This is a genomic window from Rhizobium sp. K102, from assembly GCF_022385315.1.
Taxonomy (GTDB): Bacteria; Pseudomonadota; Alphaproteobacteria; order Rhizobiales; family Rhizobiaceae; genus Rhizobium; species Rhizobium croatiense.
Genome location: NZ_CP092433.1, coordinates 122,593 through 137,349, shown reverse-complemented (window position 1 = coordinate 137,349; position 14,757 = coordinate 122,593). Strand labels below are relative to the sequence as shown.

At 63.8% G+C, this 14,757-nt stretch carries 13 protein-coding genes and 1 pseudogene; 8 read left to right on the top strand and 6 right to left on the bottom strand.

Features of this window, described 5'->3' with window-relative positions:
• Window positions 1–25: 25 nt before the first annotated feature.
• From MHI61_RS02625 to MHI61_RS02600, 6 genes are all read right to left on the bottom strand, one after another.
• Complete coding sequence (locus tag MHI61_RS02625; RefSeq protein WP_239789284.1) at window positions 26–1,096, bottom strand: ABC transporter ATP-binding protein; 1,071 nt, start codon at window positions 1,094–1,096, stop codon at window positions 26–28.
• Window positions 1,093–1,923 (bottom strand): carbohydrate ABC transporter permease, encoded by an 831-nt coding sequence (locus tag MHI61_RS02620; RefSeq protein WP_010031033.1) that lies wholly within the window; start codon window positions 1,921–1,923, stop codon window positions 1,093–1,095. Before MHI61_RS02620 ends, MHI61_RS02625 begins: the two co-directional genes overlap by 4 nt.
• The gene (locus tag MHI61_RS02615) at window positions 1,920–2,822 is read right to left on the bottom strand and encodes a sugar ABC transporter permease (RefSeq protein ID WP_003595640.1); all 903 of its coding nucleotides are present in this window, start codon (window positions 2,820–2,822) and stop codon (window positions 1,920–1,922) included. Before MHI61_RS02615 ends, MHI61_RS02620 begins: the two co-directional genes overlap by 4 nt.
• A gap of 249 nt (window positions 2,823–3,071) precedes the next feature.
• Entirely contained in the window at window positions 3,072–4,304 is a 1,233-nt protein-coding gene (locus tag MHI61_RS02610) for a sugar ABC transporter substrate-binding protein (protein ID WP_239789283.1), read from the bottom strand.
• Window positions 4,305–4,367: 63 nt separating this feature from the next.
• The gene (locus tag MHI61_RS02605) at window positions 4,368–5,270 is read right to left on the bottom strand and encodes a sugar phosphate isomerase/epimerase (protein WP_239789282.1); all 903 of its coding nucleotides are present in this window, start codon (window positions 5,268–5,270) and stop codon (window positions 4,368–4,370) included.
• Window positions 5,271–5,281: 11 nt separating this feature from the next.
• Complete coding sequence (locus MHI61_RS02600; protein ID WP_239789281.1) at window positions 5,282–6,316, bottom strand: Gfo/Idh/MocA family oxidoreductase; 1,035 nt, start codon at window positions 6,314–6,316, stop codon at window positions 5,282–5,284.
• 135 nt (window positions 6,317–6,451) lie between these two features.
• On the opposite strand from MHI61_RS02600, the gene MHI61_RS02595 reads away from it, so the two are divergent.
• The 8 genes and pseudogenes from MHI61_RS02595 (at window position 6,452) to MHI61_RS02560 (ending at window position 14,730) form a co-directional block, all read left to right on the top strand.
• Window positions 6,452–7,492 carry a substrate-binding domain-containing protein gene (locus MHI61_RS02595; RefSeq protein WP_239789280.1) on the top strand — a complete coding sequence of 347 codons (1,041 nt, stop codon included), beginning with the start codon at window positions 6,452–6,454 and terminating at the stop codon, window positions 7,490–7,492.
• Window positions 7,493–7,651: 159 nt separating this feature from the next.
• Window positions 7,652–9,262 (top strand): ABC transporter substrate-binding protein, encoded by a 1,611-nt coding sequence (locus MHI61_RS02590; protein WP_239789279.1) that lies wholly within the window; start codon window positions 7,652–7,654, stop codon window positions 9,260–9,262.
• Between the two features lie 40 nt (window positions 9,263–9,302).
• Complete coding sequence (locus MHI61_RS02585; RefSeq protein ID WP_239789278.1) at window positions 9,303–10,292, top strand: ABC transporter permease; 990 nt, start codon at window positions 9,303–9,305, stop codon at window positions 10,290–10,292.
• On the top strand, window positions 10,289–11,122 hold the full coding sequence (locus tag MHI61_RS02580; protein ID WP_239789277.1) for an ABC transporter permease: 834 nt from the start codon (window positions 10,289–10,291) through the stop codon (window positions 11,120–11,122). The genes MHI61_RS02585 and MHI61_RS02580 overlap by 4 nt, the downstream gene beginning before the upstream one ends.
• A complete protein-coding gene (locus MHI61_RS02575; protein ID WP_239789276.1) occupies window positions 11,119–11,913 on the top strand; it encodes an ABC transporter ATP-binding protein in 795 nt (264 codons plus the stop codon). Before MHI61_RS02580 ends, MHI61_RS02575 begins: the two co-directional genes overlap by 4 nt.
• Complete coding sequence (locus tag MHI61_RS02570; protein ID WP_239789275.1) at window positions 11,910–12,689, top strand: dipeptide/oligopeptide/nickel ABC transporter ATP-binding protein; 780 nt, start codon at window positions 11,910–11,912, stop codon at window positions 12,687–12,689. The genes MHI61_RS02575 and MHI61_RS02570 overlap by 4 nt, the downstream gene beginning before the upstream one ends.
• 11 nt (window positions 12,690–12,700) lie before the next feature.
• Window positions 12,701–13,795 (top strand): annotated as a pseudogene (locus tag MHI61_RS02565) (aminotransferase class V-fold PLP-dependent enzyme).
• A gap of 71 nt (window positions 13,796–13,866) precedes the next feature.
• The gene (locus MHI61_RS02560) at window positions 13,867–14,730 is read left to right on the top strand and encodes a glycerophosphodiester phosphodiesterase family protein (protein ID WP_239789274.1); all 864 of its coding nucleotides are present in this window, start codon (window positions 13,867–13,869) and stop codon (window positions 14,728–14,730) included.
• The last annotated feature ends 27 nt before the right edge of the window (window positions 14,731–14,757 follow it).

Genomic DNA, 14,757 nt, shown 5'->3' with positions numbered 1-14,757 from the left:
GACTGCCGCCCCTGTCCACCGGTTGTTATATCAGGCGGTCCGTCGATGCATCGAAGAGATGGATCTGAGCCGGGTCGACCGAAAGGCCGATCATGTCTCCTGTTTTGACCCTGTCGCGGCGCGTCTCGACGATCGTCAGTTCCGGCTCGGTCGCCGCGACGATGAAGGTCGAGGAGCCGGTCGATTCGACGAAGGCAATCGGCACGTCGAGACTGCCCTGCCCGGGAGCGACAACCTCGATATGTTCAGGCCGGACACCTGCGATGAGCTTGCGTCCGGGCTCGATGGCGCGGTTGATGGCAAGCCTCTGCTTCACGGCACCGAAATCGAGGATCAGGCTCTTGCCGTCGTCGGCGACGATCGCCGGAATGAAATTCATCGCTGGAGAACCGATGAAGCCGGCAACGAACCGGTTTGCCGGCCGGTCGTAGAGATCGAGCGGTGCGCCCTGCTGTTCGATGATGCCGTCGCGCATCACCACCACATGGTCGGCCATGGTCATCGCTTCGACCTGGTCGTGGGTGACATAGACGAAGGTTGCGTTCAGCCGGTCGTGCAGCGATCGGATTTCCTTGCGCATATGGACACGCAGCGCCGCATCGAGGTTGGACAGCGGCTCGTCGAACAGGAAGGCCTTGGGATGGCGGATGATGGCGCGGCTCATGGCGACGCGCTGGCGCTGGCCGCCGGAAAGTTCGCGCGGATAACGCTTGAGGAGATGCGAAAGACCGGTTGTCGCCGCCACCTCCTCTGCCGCCTTCTTGGCTTCCGCTTTGGCGATGCCGCGAATGCGCAGGCTGTAGGTCAGGTTTTCCTCGACCGTCATGTGCGGATAGAGCGCATAAGACTGGAACACCATGGCGACGTCGCGCTTGCGCGGCGGCACGCCGTTCATCAGCTCGCCGGCGATCCGGAGGTCGCCGGTCGAAATGCTTTCAAGACCGGCAAGCGAGCGCAGCAATGTGGACTTGCCGCAGCCCGAAGGGCCGACGAGCGCGACGAAAGTACCCTTGGCGATCGACAGGTCGATGTTCTTCAGGGCGTGGAAGGCGCCGTAATATTTGTTGACGCCTCTGAGCTCGATCTGTGTGGTCATTTGAGGGCTCCAGAGGTGAGGCCGGATACGATGCGGCGCTGCAAGAGAACGAAGATGGCGAGGATCGGTGTCACATACATCGTCGCGTAGGCCATGATGTTGTTCCACTCGTTGGTGTTCGGCCCCATGAAGGAGTTGAGACCGACGCTTGCCGGCTGAAGGTCGACCGCCTGGATCATCGACTTCGAATAGACGAATTCGCCGAAGGCCTGCATGAAGATCAGGATGGCGCTGACGAGGATGCCGTTGCGGGCGAGCGGCAGCACGATGTTGAAGAAGGCGCCGACGCGCGAATTGCCGTCGACGAGGGCCGCCTCTTCCAGTTCCTGGGGAACGCTCATGAAGGTGGCGCGCACCAGGATGACGAAGAAGGGCATGCTCTTGGCCGCGACCGCGATGATGACGGCAAGCCTGGGATAAGAGAGCATGCCGATCTGCGAGAATCCGACGAAGATCGGCGTGATCATCAGCGAGGCTGGCAGGACCTGCAGCATCAGGATCAGGAACAGGCCGATATCCACCCAGACGTTGCGGTATCTGGCGAGCACATAGGCGCAGCCGACGCCGAGCAGCGTGATCAGCGCTACCGAGCCCAGCGCGATGACCAGCGAATTCCAGAGATAGCGGCCCATGCCGCGGCTTTCCCAGACATAGGTGTAGGTGCTCCATTGGGGTGCTGCCGGCCAGAAACTCGGCGGCGTGGCGAACATCTCCGAGCCGCTTTTCAGCGCGGTGATGTACATCCAATAGAGCGGGAAGAGATAGATCGCCGCCATGACGATCGATATTGCCAGCATCAGCCGGTCGCGGTTCGTGGTCGTGCTCATCCGCGCACCTCATGGCGTGTGGAGCGGACATAGACGACGGAGGCGAACATGACGAAGACGATCATGATGACGGAGATCGTCGCGCCCTTGGCGAAATCATATTGTCGGAAGGAGAGGTCCCAGGCCCAATATTGCGTGACGTTCGACGAATTGTTCGGCCCGCCCGAAGTGATCGCGGCGAAAAGATCGAACTGCTGCAGGGTGAAGATCAGCCCGAGCGCGATGATCGCGCCGATCGTCGAGCGCATCATCGGCAGCGTGATCGTCCAGAAACGCTGCCAGACATTGGCGCCGTCGAGTTCGGCCGCTTCGTAGAGATCGGCGGGAATGCCGGCAAGACCGACGGACAGCAGGATCATGTTGAACGAGGTGCCGAGCCAGATATTGGCGATGATGACGGCATAGAGCGAATAATGCGGGTCCGAGCGCCAGAAGATATTGCCGGAGATGATGCCGCTTTCCCTGAGGATGAAGTTCAGCACGCCGAAATCGCCGGACAGAATCCAGTTCCAGATGGCGCCGACGACGAGCCCGGGCATCACCCAGGAGACGAGAAACAGGCCGCGCATCCATGAGGCGCCGGGGAAATTGACCCAAAAGAACAGCGCCAGCCCGAAGCCGATCAGGAACTGGCCGGCAATCGAGCCGGTGACGAAGATGACGGTGTTATAGAGGATCGGCAGGGTTTCCGGCTGCGCGAAGAGGTCGGTATAATTCTTGAAGCCGACGAAAGGACGCGAGAAGGTCCCGAGGCTGAACATGTCGACCTCCTGGAAACTCATCACTACATTGTAGATGAGCGGCAGCCCCGCCATCAGGAACAGAAAGCCGAGCGGGAAAGCGACGAGCACGATATCGAAACCGCGGCCATCCCTGACGCTCATCAGGATCCTTTTCATGCGTCCTCCGATGCTCCGATCGGGGCCGCCTGGCGCATGATGCGGAAGACGGCCCCTGCCGGGAGGAAATGGTTGAGTTATCCCTTCTCCCCAGCGGGGAGAAGGTGCCCGATAGGGCGGATGAGGGGGCGGCGAACTCGGCGTTTGCTGTTCTTCACTTGCGTTCAGAACGTTCGTCGCTTGCGCTCCTCACCCCCTCATCTGCCCTTCGGGCATCTTCTCCCCGCCGGGGAGAAGAGGGAGCAAGCTTCACCCAAGTACGGCCTTGATCTTGTCCGCGGCCTGGTCGAGCGCGTCCTTCGGGCTCATCTGGCCGGTCAGTGCCGCCTGGATGGCGTCCTGGATCGCCTTGGAGATCTTCGGCCATTGCGGATGGGGGCCGCGCGGCTTGGCGTATTTCAGCTGTTCGAGGAAGACCTTGAGGGCGGCGTCCTTCAGCGGCTGGCCGCTTTCGGGGATGGAGATGTCGGAGCGGGCCGGAAGCTGGCCGAAATTCTTGAACATCTTGTCGTCCTGCGAGGCGAAATATTCGAGCGCCTTGAAGGCTTCGGCCGGATGTTTGCTGCTGGCGAAGATCGCCCAGTTGAAATCGCCCATGGCCGAGGAGCGTTCAGCCCCTTCCTTGGGAACCGGAAGCAGGGTGACGCCCCAGTCGAATTTCGCTTCCTGGGTCATGCGGTCGAGTTCCCAGGGACCGGAGATCGCCATGGCCGCGTTGCCGGAGTTGAAGGTGCCGGTCGAATCCCACTGGCCGCGGGTCAGCGTGTCGGGAGAAGCGAGCTTCTCGTCCATGATCGTCTTCCAGATCCCGAGCGCCTTCACCGCGCCGTCGGCATTGATATGCTCGTAGCTGCCGCCGCCCATCTGGGCCCAGGGGAGGAACTGGAAGGTGCCCTCCTCATTGGCCTTGGCCGAGAAAGCGAGACCGTAGACGTTCTTGGCGGGGTCGGTCAGCTTGCGCGCATCCTCGACCAGCTCGTCCCAGGTCTGCGGCGGCTTCGCCGGATCGAGGCCCTTCGCCTTGAACATGTCCTTGTTGTAGTAGAGCGCGATCGTGTTCGTCGCCTTCGGCACACCGTAATATTTGCCGTCCCATTCGACCGATTTCAGCGGGCCGGGGAAATAATTATCCGGCTTGATGACGGTCGACTTGGCGATCATGTCGGTGAGATCGAGGAAGGCGCCGCGCGACGAGAACATCGCATGTTCCGGATTGTCGACGGCGATGATGTCGGGCGCCTGGCCGGTCGCATAGGCGCGCATCGCCTCGGTGACGACGTCGTCGAACTGGATCAGCCGGTATTCGATCTTGATGCCGTTGTTCTGGGCGTTGAACTCCTTGACGAGGTTGGGCGCCGGCTGGGTGTCCTTATCGAGCGACCAGAGCGTCAGCGTGACGTCCTCGGCGTTGGCCGAGAGGCCGAACAGTGAAACGCCTGCCAGCGCCAGAGCGCCGAGAATTGTATATTTGCGGATAGCCATGGTTCTCCTCCTTTGTGGTTATCCCCGTCGCCGGCAATTCCTCCTTGCCCGGCAACGATGTCATCAGGCCGGATCGACGACGAATTCGCCGCCCCGGGCATGCTTGAGGTGGTTCAGTGCATAGACTTGGCCGGTCATTTCCAGTTCGTCGCGGTAGACCGGGTCGTGCCAGCCTTCGATGTCAATCGAGCCTGACCAGCCGGCAAGCCGCAGCTCGGAAATGATGTCGGTCCAGTTGCTGTCGCCGAAGCCCGGCGTGCGCATGAAGACGAATTTCTCCTTGCCGAAGATGCCGTGTTCCTTGATGACCTCCCAGCGGATGGTCGCGTCCTTGCCATGGACGTGGAAGATTTTGTGCGCCCATTTGCGGATCTGCGGCATGGGGTCGATCAGATAGACCATCTGATGACACGGCTCCCATTCCAACCCGATATGGTCGTCCGGCGTCTCGTTGAAGATCAGCTCCCAGGCATCCGGATTATGGGCGATGTTCCAGTCGCCGCTTTCCCAGTTGCCGTCCATGGCGCAATTCTCGAAGGCGATCCTGATGCCCTTGTCGGCGGCACGCTTGGCAAGCTCGCTCCAGATCTGCTTGTAGCGCGGCAGGCTGTCGGTCAGCGGCTTGCCGCGGATGCGGCCGGTGAAGCCGGCAACGCAGGTCGCGCCGAAATGATGGGCATTGTCGATGCAGTCTTTCCAGCCCTGCAGGGTCTCGAGGTCGATTGCGCTCTCTTCCAGCGGGTTGCCGAACATGCCGAGCGTCGAGATGGTGACGTCGCGATCGCCGATCGCGTCGAGGCAGCGTTTGCCGAGCTCGGCGAGATCCTGGCCCTTGGTCGTCTGCCAGAAGAAGGGCTCGAAGCTCTCGAAGCCGAGGTCGGCAATCTGGCCGATGCGCTGGGCGGCATCGCCCTTATTGCCGCTGACCATGGTGCCGATGCGAATGGATTTTGCAGGGTTGCTCACGTCACGTCTTCCTATGCTGAGATTTCGATGCGCCGGCCGGTCTTGGCGCTTTCGATGGCACCGAAGACCATGGCGAGGCTTCTGATATTGTCGGAATTGACCGTTTCGGGCTGTTTGCCGGTGCGGATCGCCGCGATGAAGTCGGCGATGACGCTGGCGTGGCCGTGCGTTTCGGCATCGTGTTCCGGACCGGGAACGTTTACGGAGGCAGCTCCGCGCAGAAGGCCGGGCTCGCCGCCGGCGACGGCCGCCCTGAAACTCCCCTCGCCATCCCAGGTCAGCATCCCCTTCGAGCCGACGAGGCGCCACTGGCTTTCCCAGCTGGTGCGCTCGCCCTCGGCGCACCAGGAGCCGCGATAGGTGAAGACGATGTCGTCGGAGAATTCGAAGATGGCATTGGCCGAGGCGCCGTGCCGGTACCACGAGCCCGCAGGATTGCGCTCGACGCAATAGACGGCGAGCGGCTTCCTGTCGGCGACGTATCGCGCGGCATCGAAGGTGTGGATCGCCATGTCGAGAAGCAGCACGTTGTCCATCTCCTCGCGGAAACCGCCGAAATGCGGCGCAAGGAAGAAGTCGCAATGAATGCCGGTGAGATCGCCGATCGCGCCACTGTCGACGAAACGGCGCAGGCGCCGGATGCCGGAGATGAAGCGGCGGTTCTGGATGACGGCGTGGATGCGGCCGGTCTCTGCGGCGAGATCGATAAGCGCGGCGCCCTCGGCGAGCGAGGCAGCCATCGGCTTTTCGCTGAGCACATGGCAGCCGGCCTTGAGTGCGGTCGACACGACATCGTAACGGGCGGATGGAATGACGATGTCGAAGACCAGGTCTGCCTTCGTCGCCGCGATGACGTCGGAGAGATCCGAACCGATGACGGCGCTGTCGAGGCCGAACTCGGCGGCGAGCTGTTCCGCCGTCTCGCGGTGGAGGTCGACGAGGCCGACGACGGCGATGGAATCGGCGAGATCAGGGTTGGACGCGATGGCACGCAACCAACCTTTGGACATAGCTCCGCACCCGCACAGAATGGCACTGAATTTCACGATTTCCTCCGGGGAATGGCGCCAACTCTCCTCGTGACACGCACTCCGTAAACGTTTACGACTGTAGGCGAAAACATTTTGCGGTGTCAATAGAGGCCAACTGCGAAATTACGGCCCAGGAGGGAATCGCAGCCGATGAAGGGAATCCGCCAGCTTGCCGAACACCTGGCTATTTCGATCGGCACGGTGTCCCGCGCCCTGAACGGCAGGCCGGATGTCAACGAGGAAACGCGCCGTCGGGTGCTGGCGGCGGCCGAGGCGCTCGGCTATGTCGCCAATCAGTCGGGGCGCAGCCTGAGACAAGGAGAGACGAAGGTTATCGGCCTGATGATCGAATCCAGCGCGGAGGCGGTCGAAAACGCTGACAACTTCTTCCTCGGCGTCACCAGCGGCCTGCAGCATGTCTTTACCCGCCACAAGCTTGACCTCCTTATGCTGCCCTGCCCGAGCGATGAAGACGCGTGCGAATATCTGAAGCGCATGGTAGCGCGGCGTGTCGTCGATGCGATGATCATCTCCAATATGCAGCGCGTCGATCGCCGTGTCGATTTTCTGTCGCGGGCAAGGATCCCGTTCATCGCCGTCGGGCGCAGTCTTTCGGCCGGCAACTTCCCCTGGATCGACCTCGATTTCGAAGGCGTCGCCGAGCGCGCCGTCGAACGGCTGGCCGCACGCGGCCACCGCCGGATCGCGATTACGGCGCCGTCGAGCGAGGTCAACCTCGGCTACGTCTTTGTCGAGAGCTATCGCCGTGCGCTCGAGCAGCACGGTCTTCCCTTCGACCCGTCGCTCGTCATCCGCGTCAAATCGAGCGAACAGGGCGGCTACCAGGCGGCCCATGAACTGCTGCTGCTTGAGGACCGGCCGACGGCGGTGATCCTGATCTACGAGCTGATGGCGATCGGCCTCTACCGTCGCCTGATGGAATCCGGCGTCCTGCCCGGCCGCGACCTTGCGGTGATCGGCTTCCGCGATGCCCCGCGCGCCCGATTTCTGCAGCCCTCGCTCAGTTGCTTCCGCATGTCGCTCTACGATCTCGGCGTCGCGCTCGGCCAAATGCTGCTCGCCCGCATGCCGGCCTATCGAGAATTCTATTCCGATGCCGGTGGCAACATGATCTGGCCACTCGAACTGGTGGCAGGAGAAAGCGACGCGTTTCAGCTGACGGAGGCCTGAAGGTTGCCGGCTTCGGCATCCCCTGCGGGCACGGCAGAGGATATAATGGCTGGGTGACAAAAAATGTCTCGCGAAGCCCGATCATTCGAATTTAATCTCTATGCCAACCGGTATTTCGGGCCGAATATGGTTGCCGGGTTCGATCAATCAGGAGGGGTCATGACGGTGTCATCTATCTCGCGGCGCACGCTGATGAAGGGCGCTGCTCTGCTGCTTGCCTCGACGGCGCTCGCCCGCCAGGCGCTGGCGCAGACAGCACCTGGCGGCGGGAGACTGGTCGTTGCGGCCAATTCCGAGCCCAAGAACCTCAACCCTGCCATCGTCGCTTCGAACGGTGTCTTTTTCATCGCCAGCAAGGTGATCGAACCACTGGCCGAAGCCTCGTTCGATGGCAAGGACGGGCTTGCGCCGCGGCTTGCCACCTCCTGGGAAGGCTCGGCCGACGGCCTTTCCGTCACCTTCAAGCTGCGCGACGGCGTCACCTGGCATGACGGCAAGCCGTTCACTTCGGTCGATGTCGCCTTCTCCGCCCTCAACATCTGGAAGCCGCTGCAGAATCTCGGCCGCCTGGTCTTCGCCAATCTCGAAACCGTCGATACGCCCGACGACTACACTGCCATCTTCCGCTTCTCCAAGCCGACGCCGTTCCAGCTCATCCGCAATGCCCTGCCCGTCGTCACCAGCGTCGTCGCCAAACACATCTTCGACGGCAGCGATATCGCCACCAATCCGGCCAACAACACGCTCATCGGCACCGGCCCGTTCAAGTTCGCCGAACACAAGCCCGGCGAATACTACCGGCTGACGCGCAATGAGACTTATTGGGGCAAGGACCAGCCGAAACTCGACGAGATCGTCTTCCGCGTGCTGCCCGACCGCGCCTCGGCCGGCGCGGCGCTCGAAGCCGAGGAAATTCAGCTTGCCGCCTTCTCGGCGGTGCCGCTGGCCGATCTCGACCGCATCTCCAAGGTCGACGGCATCAAGGTGATTTCGAAGGGCTACGAGGCCTTGACCTACCAGCTTGTCGTCGAGATCAATCACCGCCGCAAGGAGCTCGCCGACCTCAGGGTCCGCCAGGCGATCGCGCACGCCATCGACAAGAAATTCGTGGTCGACACGATCTTCCTCGGTTATGCCGCCGCCGCCACAGGTCCGGTGCCGAAGAATGCGCCGGAATTTTATACGTCCGACGTCGCGACCTATGATTTCAATCCGGCGGCCGCCAACGATATTCTCGACAAGGCGGGTTATGCCCAGGGGGCGGCCGGCAACCGCTTCAAGCTGAAGCTCCGCCCCGCGCCCTATTTCAATGAGACCCGCCAGTTCGGCGATTACCTTCGCCAGGCGCTTGCCGCGATCGGCATCGATGCCGAGATCGTCAATGCCGATGCGGCCGCACACCAGAAGGCTGTTTACACCGACCACGATTTCGACCTCGCCGTCGCCCCGCCGGTGTTCCGCGGCGATCCGGCGATCTCCACCACGATTCTCGTTCAATCCGGGACACCGGATGGCGTTCCCTTCTCCAACCAGGGCGGCTATGCCAATCCCGAGCTCGACAAGATCATCAAGCAGGCCTCCGAAACCGTCGACACGGCGGCGCGCACCGATCTCTACCGCAAGTTCCAGCAGCTCGTCGTCGCCGATCTGCCGCTGATCAACGTTGCGGAGTGGGGCTTCATCACCGTCGCCCGCGACACCGTCCTCAACGTTGCGGACAATCCGCGTTGGGCCGTCTCGAACTGGGGCGATACCGCGCTGCAATCGTGATAGGATCGGCGGCAATTCTCTTCCGGAGGCCTTAGCCGGCGTGAAACGCGCAATCCTCCTCCTGCGGCGTAGGGCGATCAGCAGCCTTCCAGTGCTGCTGATCGTGGTGATCTTCACCTTTTTCCTGCTCGAATCCGCCTCGGGCGATGCCGTCGATGCCTATCTGGGCGCGATCGGCGGCGGCGATGCGGCACTCAGGCAAGCGCTGCGCGAAAGCTACGGCCTCGACCGGTCCGTGCTGGCACGGCTCTGGCTCTATCTTTCCTCGCTGGCGCAGCTTGATCTCGGCTGGTCGGTCGCCTTCGACCGGCCGGTCGGCGCGCTGATCGCCGAGCGCCTGCCCAATACGCTGCTGTTGATGGGCAGCGCGACGGCGCTTTCTTTCGGCCTTGGTTCCGCGCTCGGCATCCTCGCCGGGGCGCGGCCGGGAACCTTGCGCGACCGGCTGCTGTCGGTCGGCTCGCTGATCGTCTATGCCATTCCGAGCTTCTGGCTCGGCCTGGTCCTGAGCATTGCCTTTTCCGTGAAGCTGCGCTGGTTTCCGATCGCCGGCATCGAGACGATTGCTTCGGGCAAGACCGGGTTTTCCCGCGCCCTCGACATATCAGAGCATCTGGTCCTGCCGGTCGGCGCCCTTGCCCTGATCTATCTCGCCTTGTTCCTGCGGGTGATGCGGGCCGGCATGGCTGAGGCCTGGAAATTGGATTTCGTCCTTTTCGCCCGCGCCAAGGGCCTGTCGCGCAGCCGCATCGTGCTGCGCCATGTGGCGCGCAATGCGCTGCTGCCGCTTGTCACCATGCTTGGGCTGCAATCGGCGGCCATGCTCGGCGGCAGCGTGGTCATCGAGAGTGTCTTTGCGATCCCCGGTTTCGGGCGTTTGGCACAGGAGGCGGTAAACGGCCGCGACGCGCCGCTGTTGATGGGCATAGTCGTCACCAGCGCTGTCCTCGTCATTTCGGTCAATTTCCTCGTCGATCTTATCTATGCCGCGCTCGACCCGCGCATTGGCGCTTCGGAGGCTGGCGCATGAGCCGTCTCCAGCGTCTGCTCGGCACGTGGGAAGGCATGGCCGGATTTGCGATCCTGGTCATCCTGCTTCTGTTCGGACTGCTTGCCCCTATCATTTCGCCCGGCGATCCGCTTAGGATCGCCGGGCGGGCGCTGCTTGCGCCCTTCACCGACCCGGCCTTTCCACTTGGCACGGATCGCCTCGGACGCGACGTGCTCGCCGGCCTGCTCTATGGCGCGCGAACCTCGCTTGCCGTTGGCCTCGCGGCAGCCTTTTCGGCCATGGTCCTCGGCGTCTGCGTCGGCATGGCGGCCGGATTTTCCGGCGGGTTCGTCGACGAGGCGTTGATGCGCGTGGTCGACGCCTTCCAGATCGTGCCGAGCTTCCTGCTTGCCCTCGCCTTCGTCAGCACCATCGGCGTGTCGACCCCGATCATCGTGCTTGCCATCGCGCTTGGCGCCTGGGCCGATCCGGCGCGGCTGACGCGAGCCCAGGTGCTGGCGATCCGCGAGCAGGATTACGTCGCCTCGGCAAGGGTGATCGGCATGCATCCCGCGGAAATCGCCTTTCGCGAGATCCTGCCGAACGCGCTGCCGCCGGTGCTGGCGCTTTCCGCGACCATCGTCGCCGGCGCGATCCTGACCGAGGCGGCGCTTTCCTTTCTTGGCCTCGGCAATCCGAATATCGCCACCTGGGGTTCGATGATCGCCGAGGGCCGCAGCGTGCTGCGCTCGGCCGCCTATCTCTCCGTCCTGCCGGGCGCGGCACTTGCTGTGACCGTGCTCGGCGTTCATCTCTTCAGCGAAGGTCTCGGCAAGGCGCTTGGCGATGACCGCGGGAGGGCGGCATGAGCGACATCTTCTGCAGCCTCCAGCAGCTTTCAGTCACCTATCGGCGCGGCAGGAACAATGCTGCGGCGCTCGATCGTGTCGATCTCTATATTGCCACCGGCGAGAGGCTGGCGATCATCGGCGAAAGCGGCTCCGGCAAGAGCACGCTCGCCCGGGCGCTCGCTGGTCTGCTGCCCGACGGAACGAAAGTCACCGGCGAGATGCTCTGGCCCGCCCTCGGCCATCCGCCCCGCCCGGGCCGCGATTTCGGCATCGTCTTCCAGGATCCCGGCACCAGCCTCAATCCCGTCCTGACGGTCGGCGAGCAGATCGCCGAGGGCGCCAGGCGCCACCTCGGCCTCAGCTGGAAGCAGGCCTCTATCCGAGCCGAGGAACTGCTCGGGCGGGTGCGGATGCCGCAGCCCGACAAGGCGATGCGGGCCTTTCCGCATCAGCTTTCCGGCGGCCAGCGCCAGCGCGTGGCGATTGCGGCAGCGATCGCTGCAAGGCCCGCGCTGCTGATCGCCGACGAGGCGACGAGCGCGCTCGACGTCGTGGTCCAGGCCGAGATCGTCCGCCTGCTCGACGGGCTGGTGCGCGAGGACGGCATGACGCTGCTTTTCATCACCCACGACATCGCGCTCGCCTCCGGCTTCGTCGATCGGATCGCCGTCTTCCGCGATGCGCGCCTCGTCGAGGCAGGTCCCGTGCGTTCGGTGCTTTCGGCGCCCGTGAGCAACTATACCGCCGCTCTCATCGCCAGCCATCGCGACCTCGCAACGCCACCCCTGATCGAAGAGCTGGCGCCATGAATCCTCTGCTGTCCATAGAAAACATCTCGAAGGGCTTTTCCTCCGAGGGCCGCCGAGTCGCCGCGCTCGACAATGTTTCGCTGACGATCGCAGCCGGGGAAACGCTCGGTCTGGTCGGCGCCTCCGGCAGCGGAAAATCGACGCTGTCGCGTATCCTGCTGCGGCTTCTCTCCTGTGATGCCGGTGCGATCCGTTTTGAGGGAGAGGATTGGCTGACGCTGAGAGGTGCTGCCCTGCGCCGCAGGCGGGCGCGCATGCAGATGGTGTTCCAGGATCCGTTGGCCGCCTTCAACCCGCTGGCGACGGTCGGCTCGGTGCTCGACGACCCCTTGCGCATCCACGGCGTCGTGTCGAAAGGCCGGCGTGCCGGCGAGATCGCCATGCTCCTCGAACGTGTCGGTCTGCCCGCCGATTATGCCCGCCGGCCGGTCCGCGCCCTCTCCGGCGGTCAGCGCCAGCGTGTGGCGATTGCCCGGGCGGTCGCCACACGGCCGTCGCTGCTGGTGCTCGACGAGGCGGTCTCGGCGCTTGACGTCACCGTGCGCGGCAGGATCCTCGAACTTTTAGTCGAGCTGCAGAAGGAGCACGGCATTGCCTGTCTGTTCATTTCGCACGATCTTGCCGTGGTGCGCGCCGTTTCCCACCGCATCGCCGTCATGGACGGCGGCCGGATCGTCGAGACCGGTCCGGCCGCGGCGGTTGTCGCCGCACCGCAATCGGCTGCCGGCCGCGCGCTCGTGGCAGCCGTTCCTCGTCTTGTGACCGAACCGTTGTGAAGGAGGCGCCCATGTTCGATCTCGGTTGGAATCCCCTGCTCGGCACGCCTTCGTACCCCCGGAGCGCTACGCCATGCTCGCTGACAGGATCGGCCGCATTCTGCGCTGCCGGGGTGACGTCGTGCTGGTGCAGGCAGAGGCGGTGGTCGCGCTGGAAGCGGTGGCGGTCAGTCTCGCGCGTCCCGGCCTTTCGGCCCTCAACCTCGTCACCAGTCCCTATGGTGGCTGGTTCGGGCGGTGGCTGCGGCGAGGCGGCGCAACCGTTCGGAATCTCGTCGCCGGGCCGGGCTTGCCGATCGAGATCGACGCCGTCGCCAAAGCGCTCGAGGCCGGCCCTCATATCGATGTGCTCGCCGTGGTTCACGCGGAATCTGCGAGCGGCATTCTCAATCCGTTGCCAGAGATACTCGCGCTTGCGCGCGCCCGCGGCATCGTCACCGTCGTCGATGCGGTCGCCTCGGTCGGCGGGCATCGGCTAGAGGTCGACGATCTCGGCATCGACATCGCGGTGATCGGCCCGCAAAAGGCGCTCGGCGGTCCGGCGGGTGTCTCTGCGCTCTCCGTCAGTAAGCGTGCCTGGGATCTCGTTCTCAAGGGCGGCGCGCCGCGCGAACTCGATCCTGTCGCTGGCCGATCTGAAGCGCTGGATCGACGACGGTCGGCGCATCCTGCCCGGAACCCCGGCGCCGCTGGAATTCTTTGCGCTGGAAGCGGCCCTCGACCGCATCGAGGCCGAGGGCCTGGAGAATGTCATTGCCCGCCATGCGCTGGCGGCATCGGCGACGTGGTCCGGGCTCGCCGCACTCGGCGCCCCGGCCTGGGTGCCGGCGGCAAAAGCGTCGAACCTGGTGACCGCGGTGCCGTTGCCGGAGGCGCTGGAACCGGCTTCGGTGATTGCGGCCGCGGGGCGGCTGGGGGTCGAGCTGACGGAAGCCGTGGGAACCGCGCCCGCCCACCTCGTGCGGCTGAGCCACACAGGCCCGCGCGCCGCATTCCAGACAGTGCTCTCGAATGTCGTGGGCTACGGCGCAGCCCTCAGGCAGACCGGCCGTCCCGCCGATATCGCCGCCGCTGCAGAGGCGATAGCCGCAGCCTACAGTCGCTGAATGTTATGTTCGGGTCTTGATAATCGCGGCTCGGCAAGGCAGGAGAGTGGCATCGCGGAGACCGGATGCAGATGACGAAATTGCTGGATGCGCAGGGCCTGGAGATTTCGCACGAGGGGCATCGCACCCGTCTGAAATGGCACCGGCTGCGCAAACGTTTTGCCGATCCACTGTTCTCCGCCGAAGTGATGGCGGAGGGATTTGCCGCAGGCGCCTCGATGGAACTCGATCTGCGCGTGCGCGCCGACGGCGGTTTCGTCGTGCTGCACGACGAGGACCTCGAAGGGGAAACAAGCGGTCATGGACCGATCGCCGAAAAGCGCCTCAGCGACCTTCGCGATATCAGGATGCAGGGGGGCAACCGACCGCTGATCCTCAGCGAGGATCTTGCCGCCATGCTGCAAGCGGCCCACCCGGCCGCACTGCTGCAATTCGACATGAAGGATGATTACGAGGCGATCGGCGCGCAGGGCATCGCGCATCTTGCCGCGCATTTCCAGGAGATCGCCGCTTCGGTGATCGTCAGCGCCGGCAGTCTCGACCTCATCGTCGCGGTCAAGGAGAAGCTTCCGCATCTCCTGCGCGGCATCGATCCCACGGACAAGCTCTACGGGATCAGGAAGGCCGGCGGCTGGAAGGCTGTCGAGATCGAATTGCGCGCCGACCTCCGCGGCCCGACCGAACCGGACACGGTCTATCTCCACTGGCCGCTGATCCTTGACGCCGCCAATGAGGGTCTCGACATGATCGCGCTCTGCCAGGACGAAGGCAAACGCGTCGATGCCTGGACGTTTACCCTGAAGCATCCCGAGGTCGGTTTCAGCGAAGCGGAATGGCGGAACTTCCGGGCGCTGATGGCCCTGAAGCCGGATCAGATCACCACCGACGAGGCGCCGGCGACGGAACGCGCCTGGCGCCGCCGCATGGCGGGTTGACCACGTCCGGAAATGTACAGCCGTTCC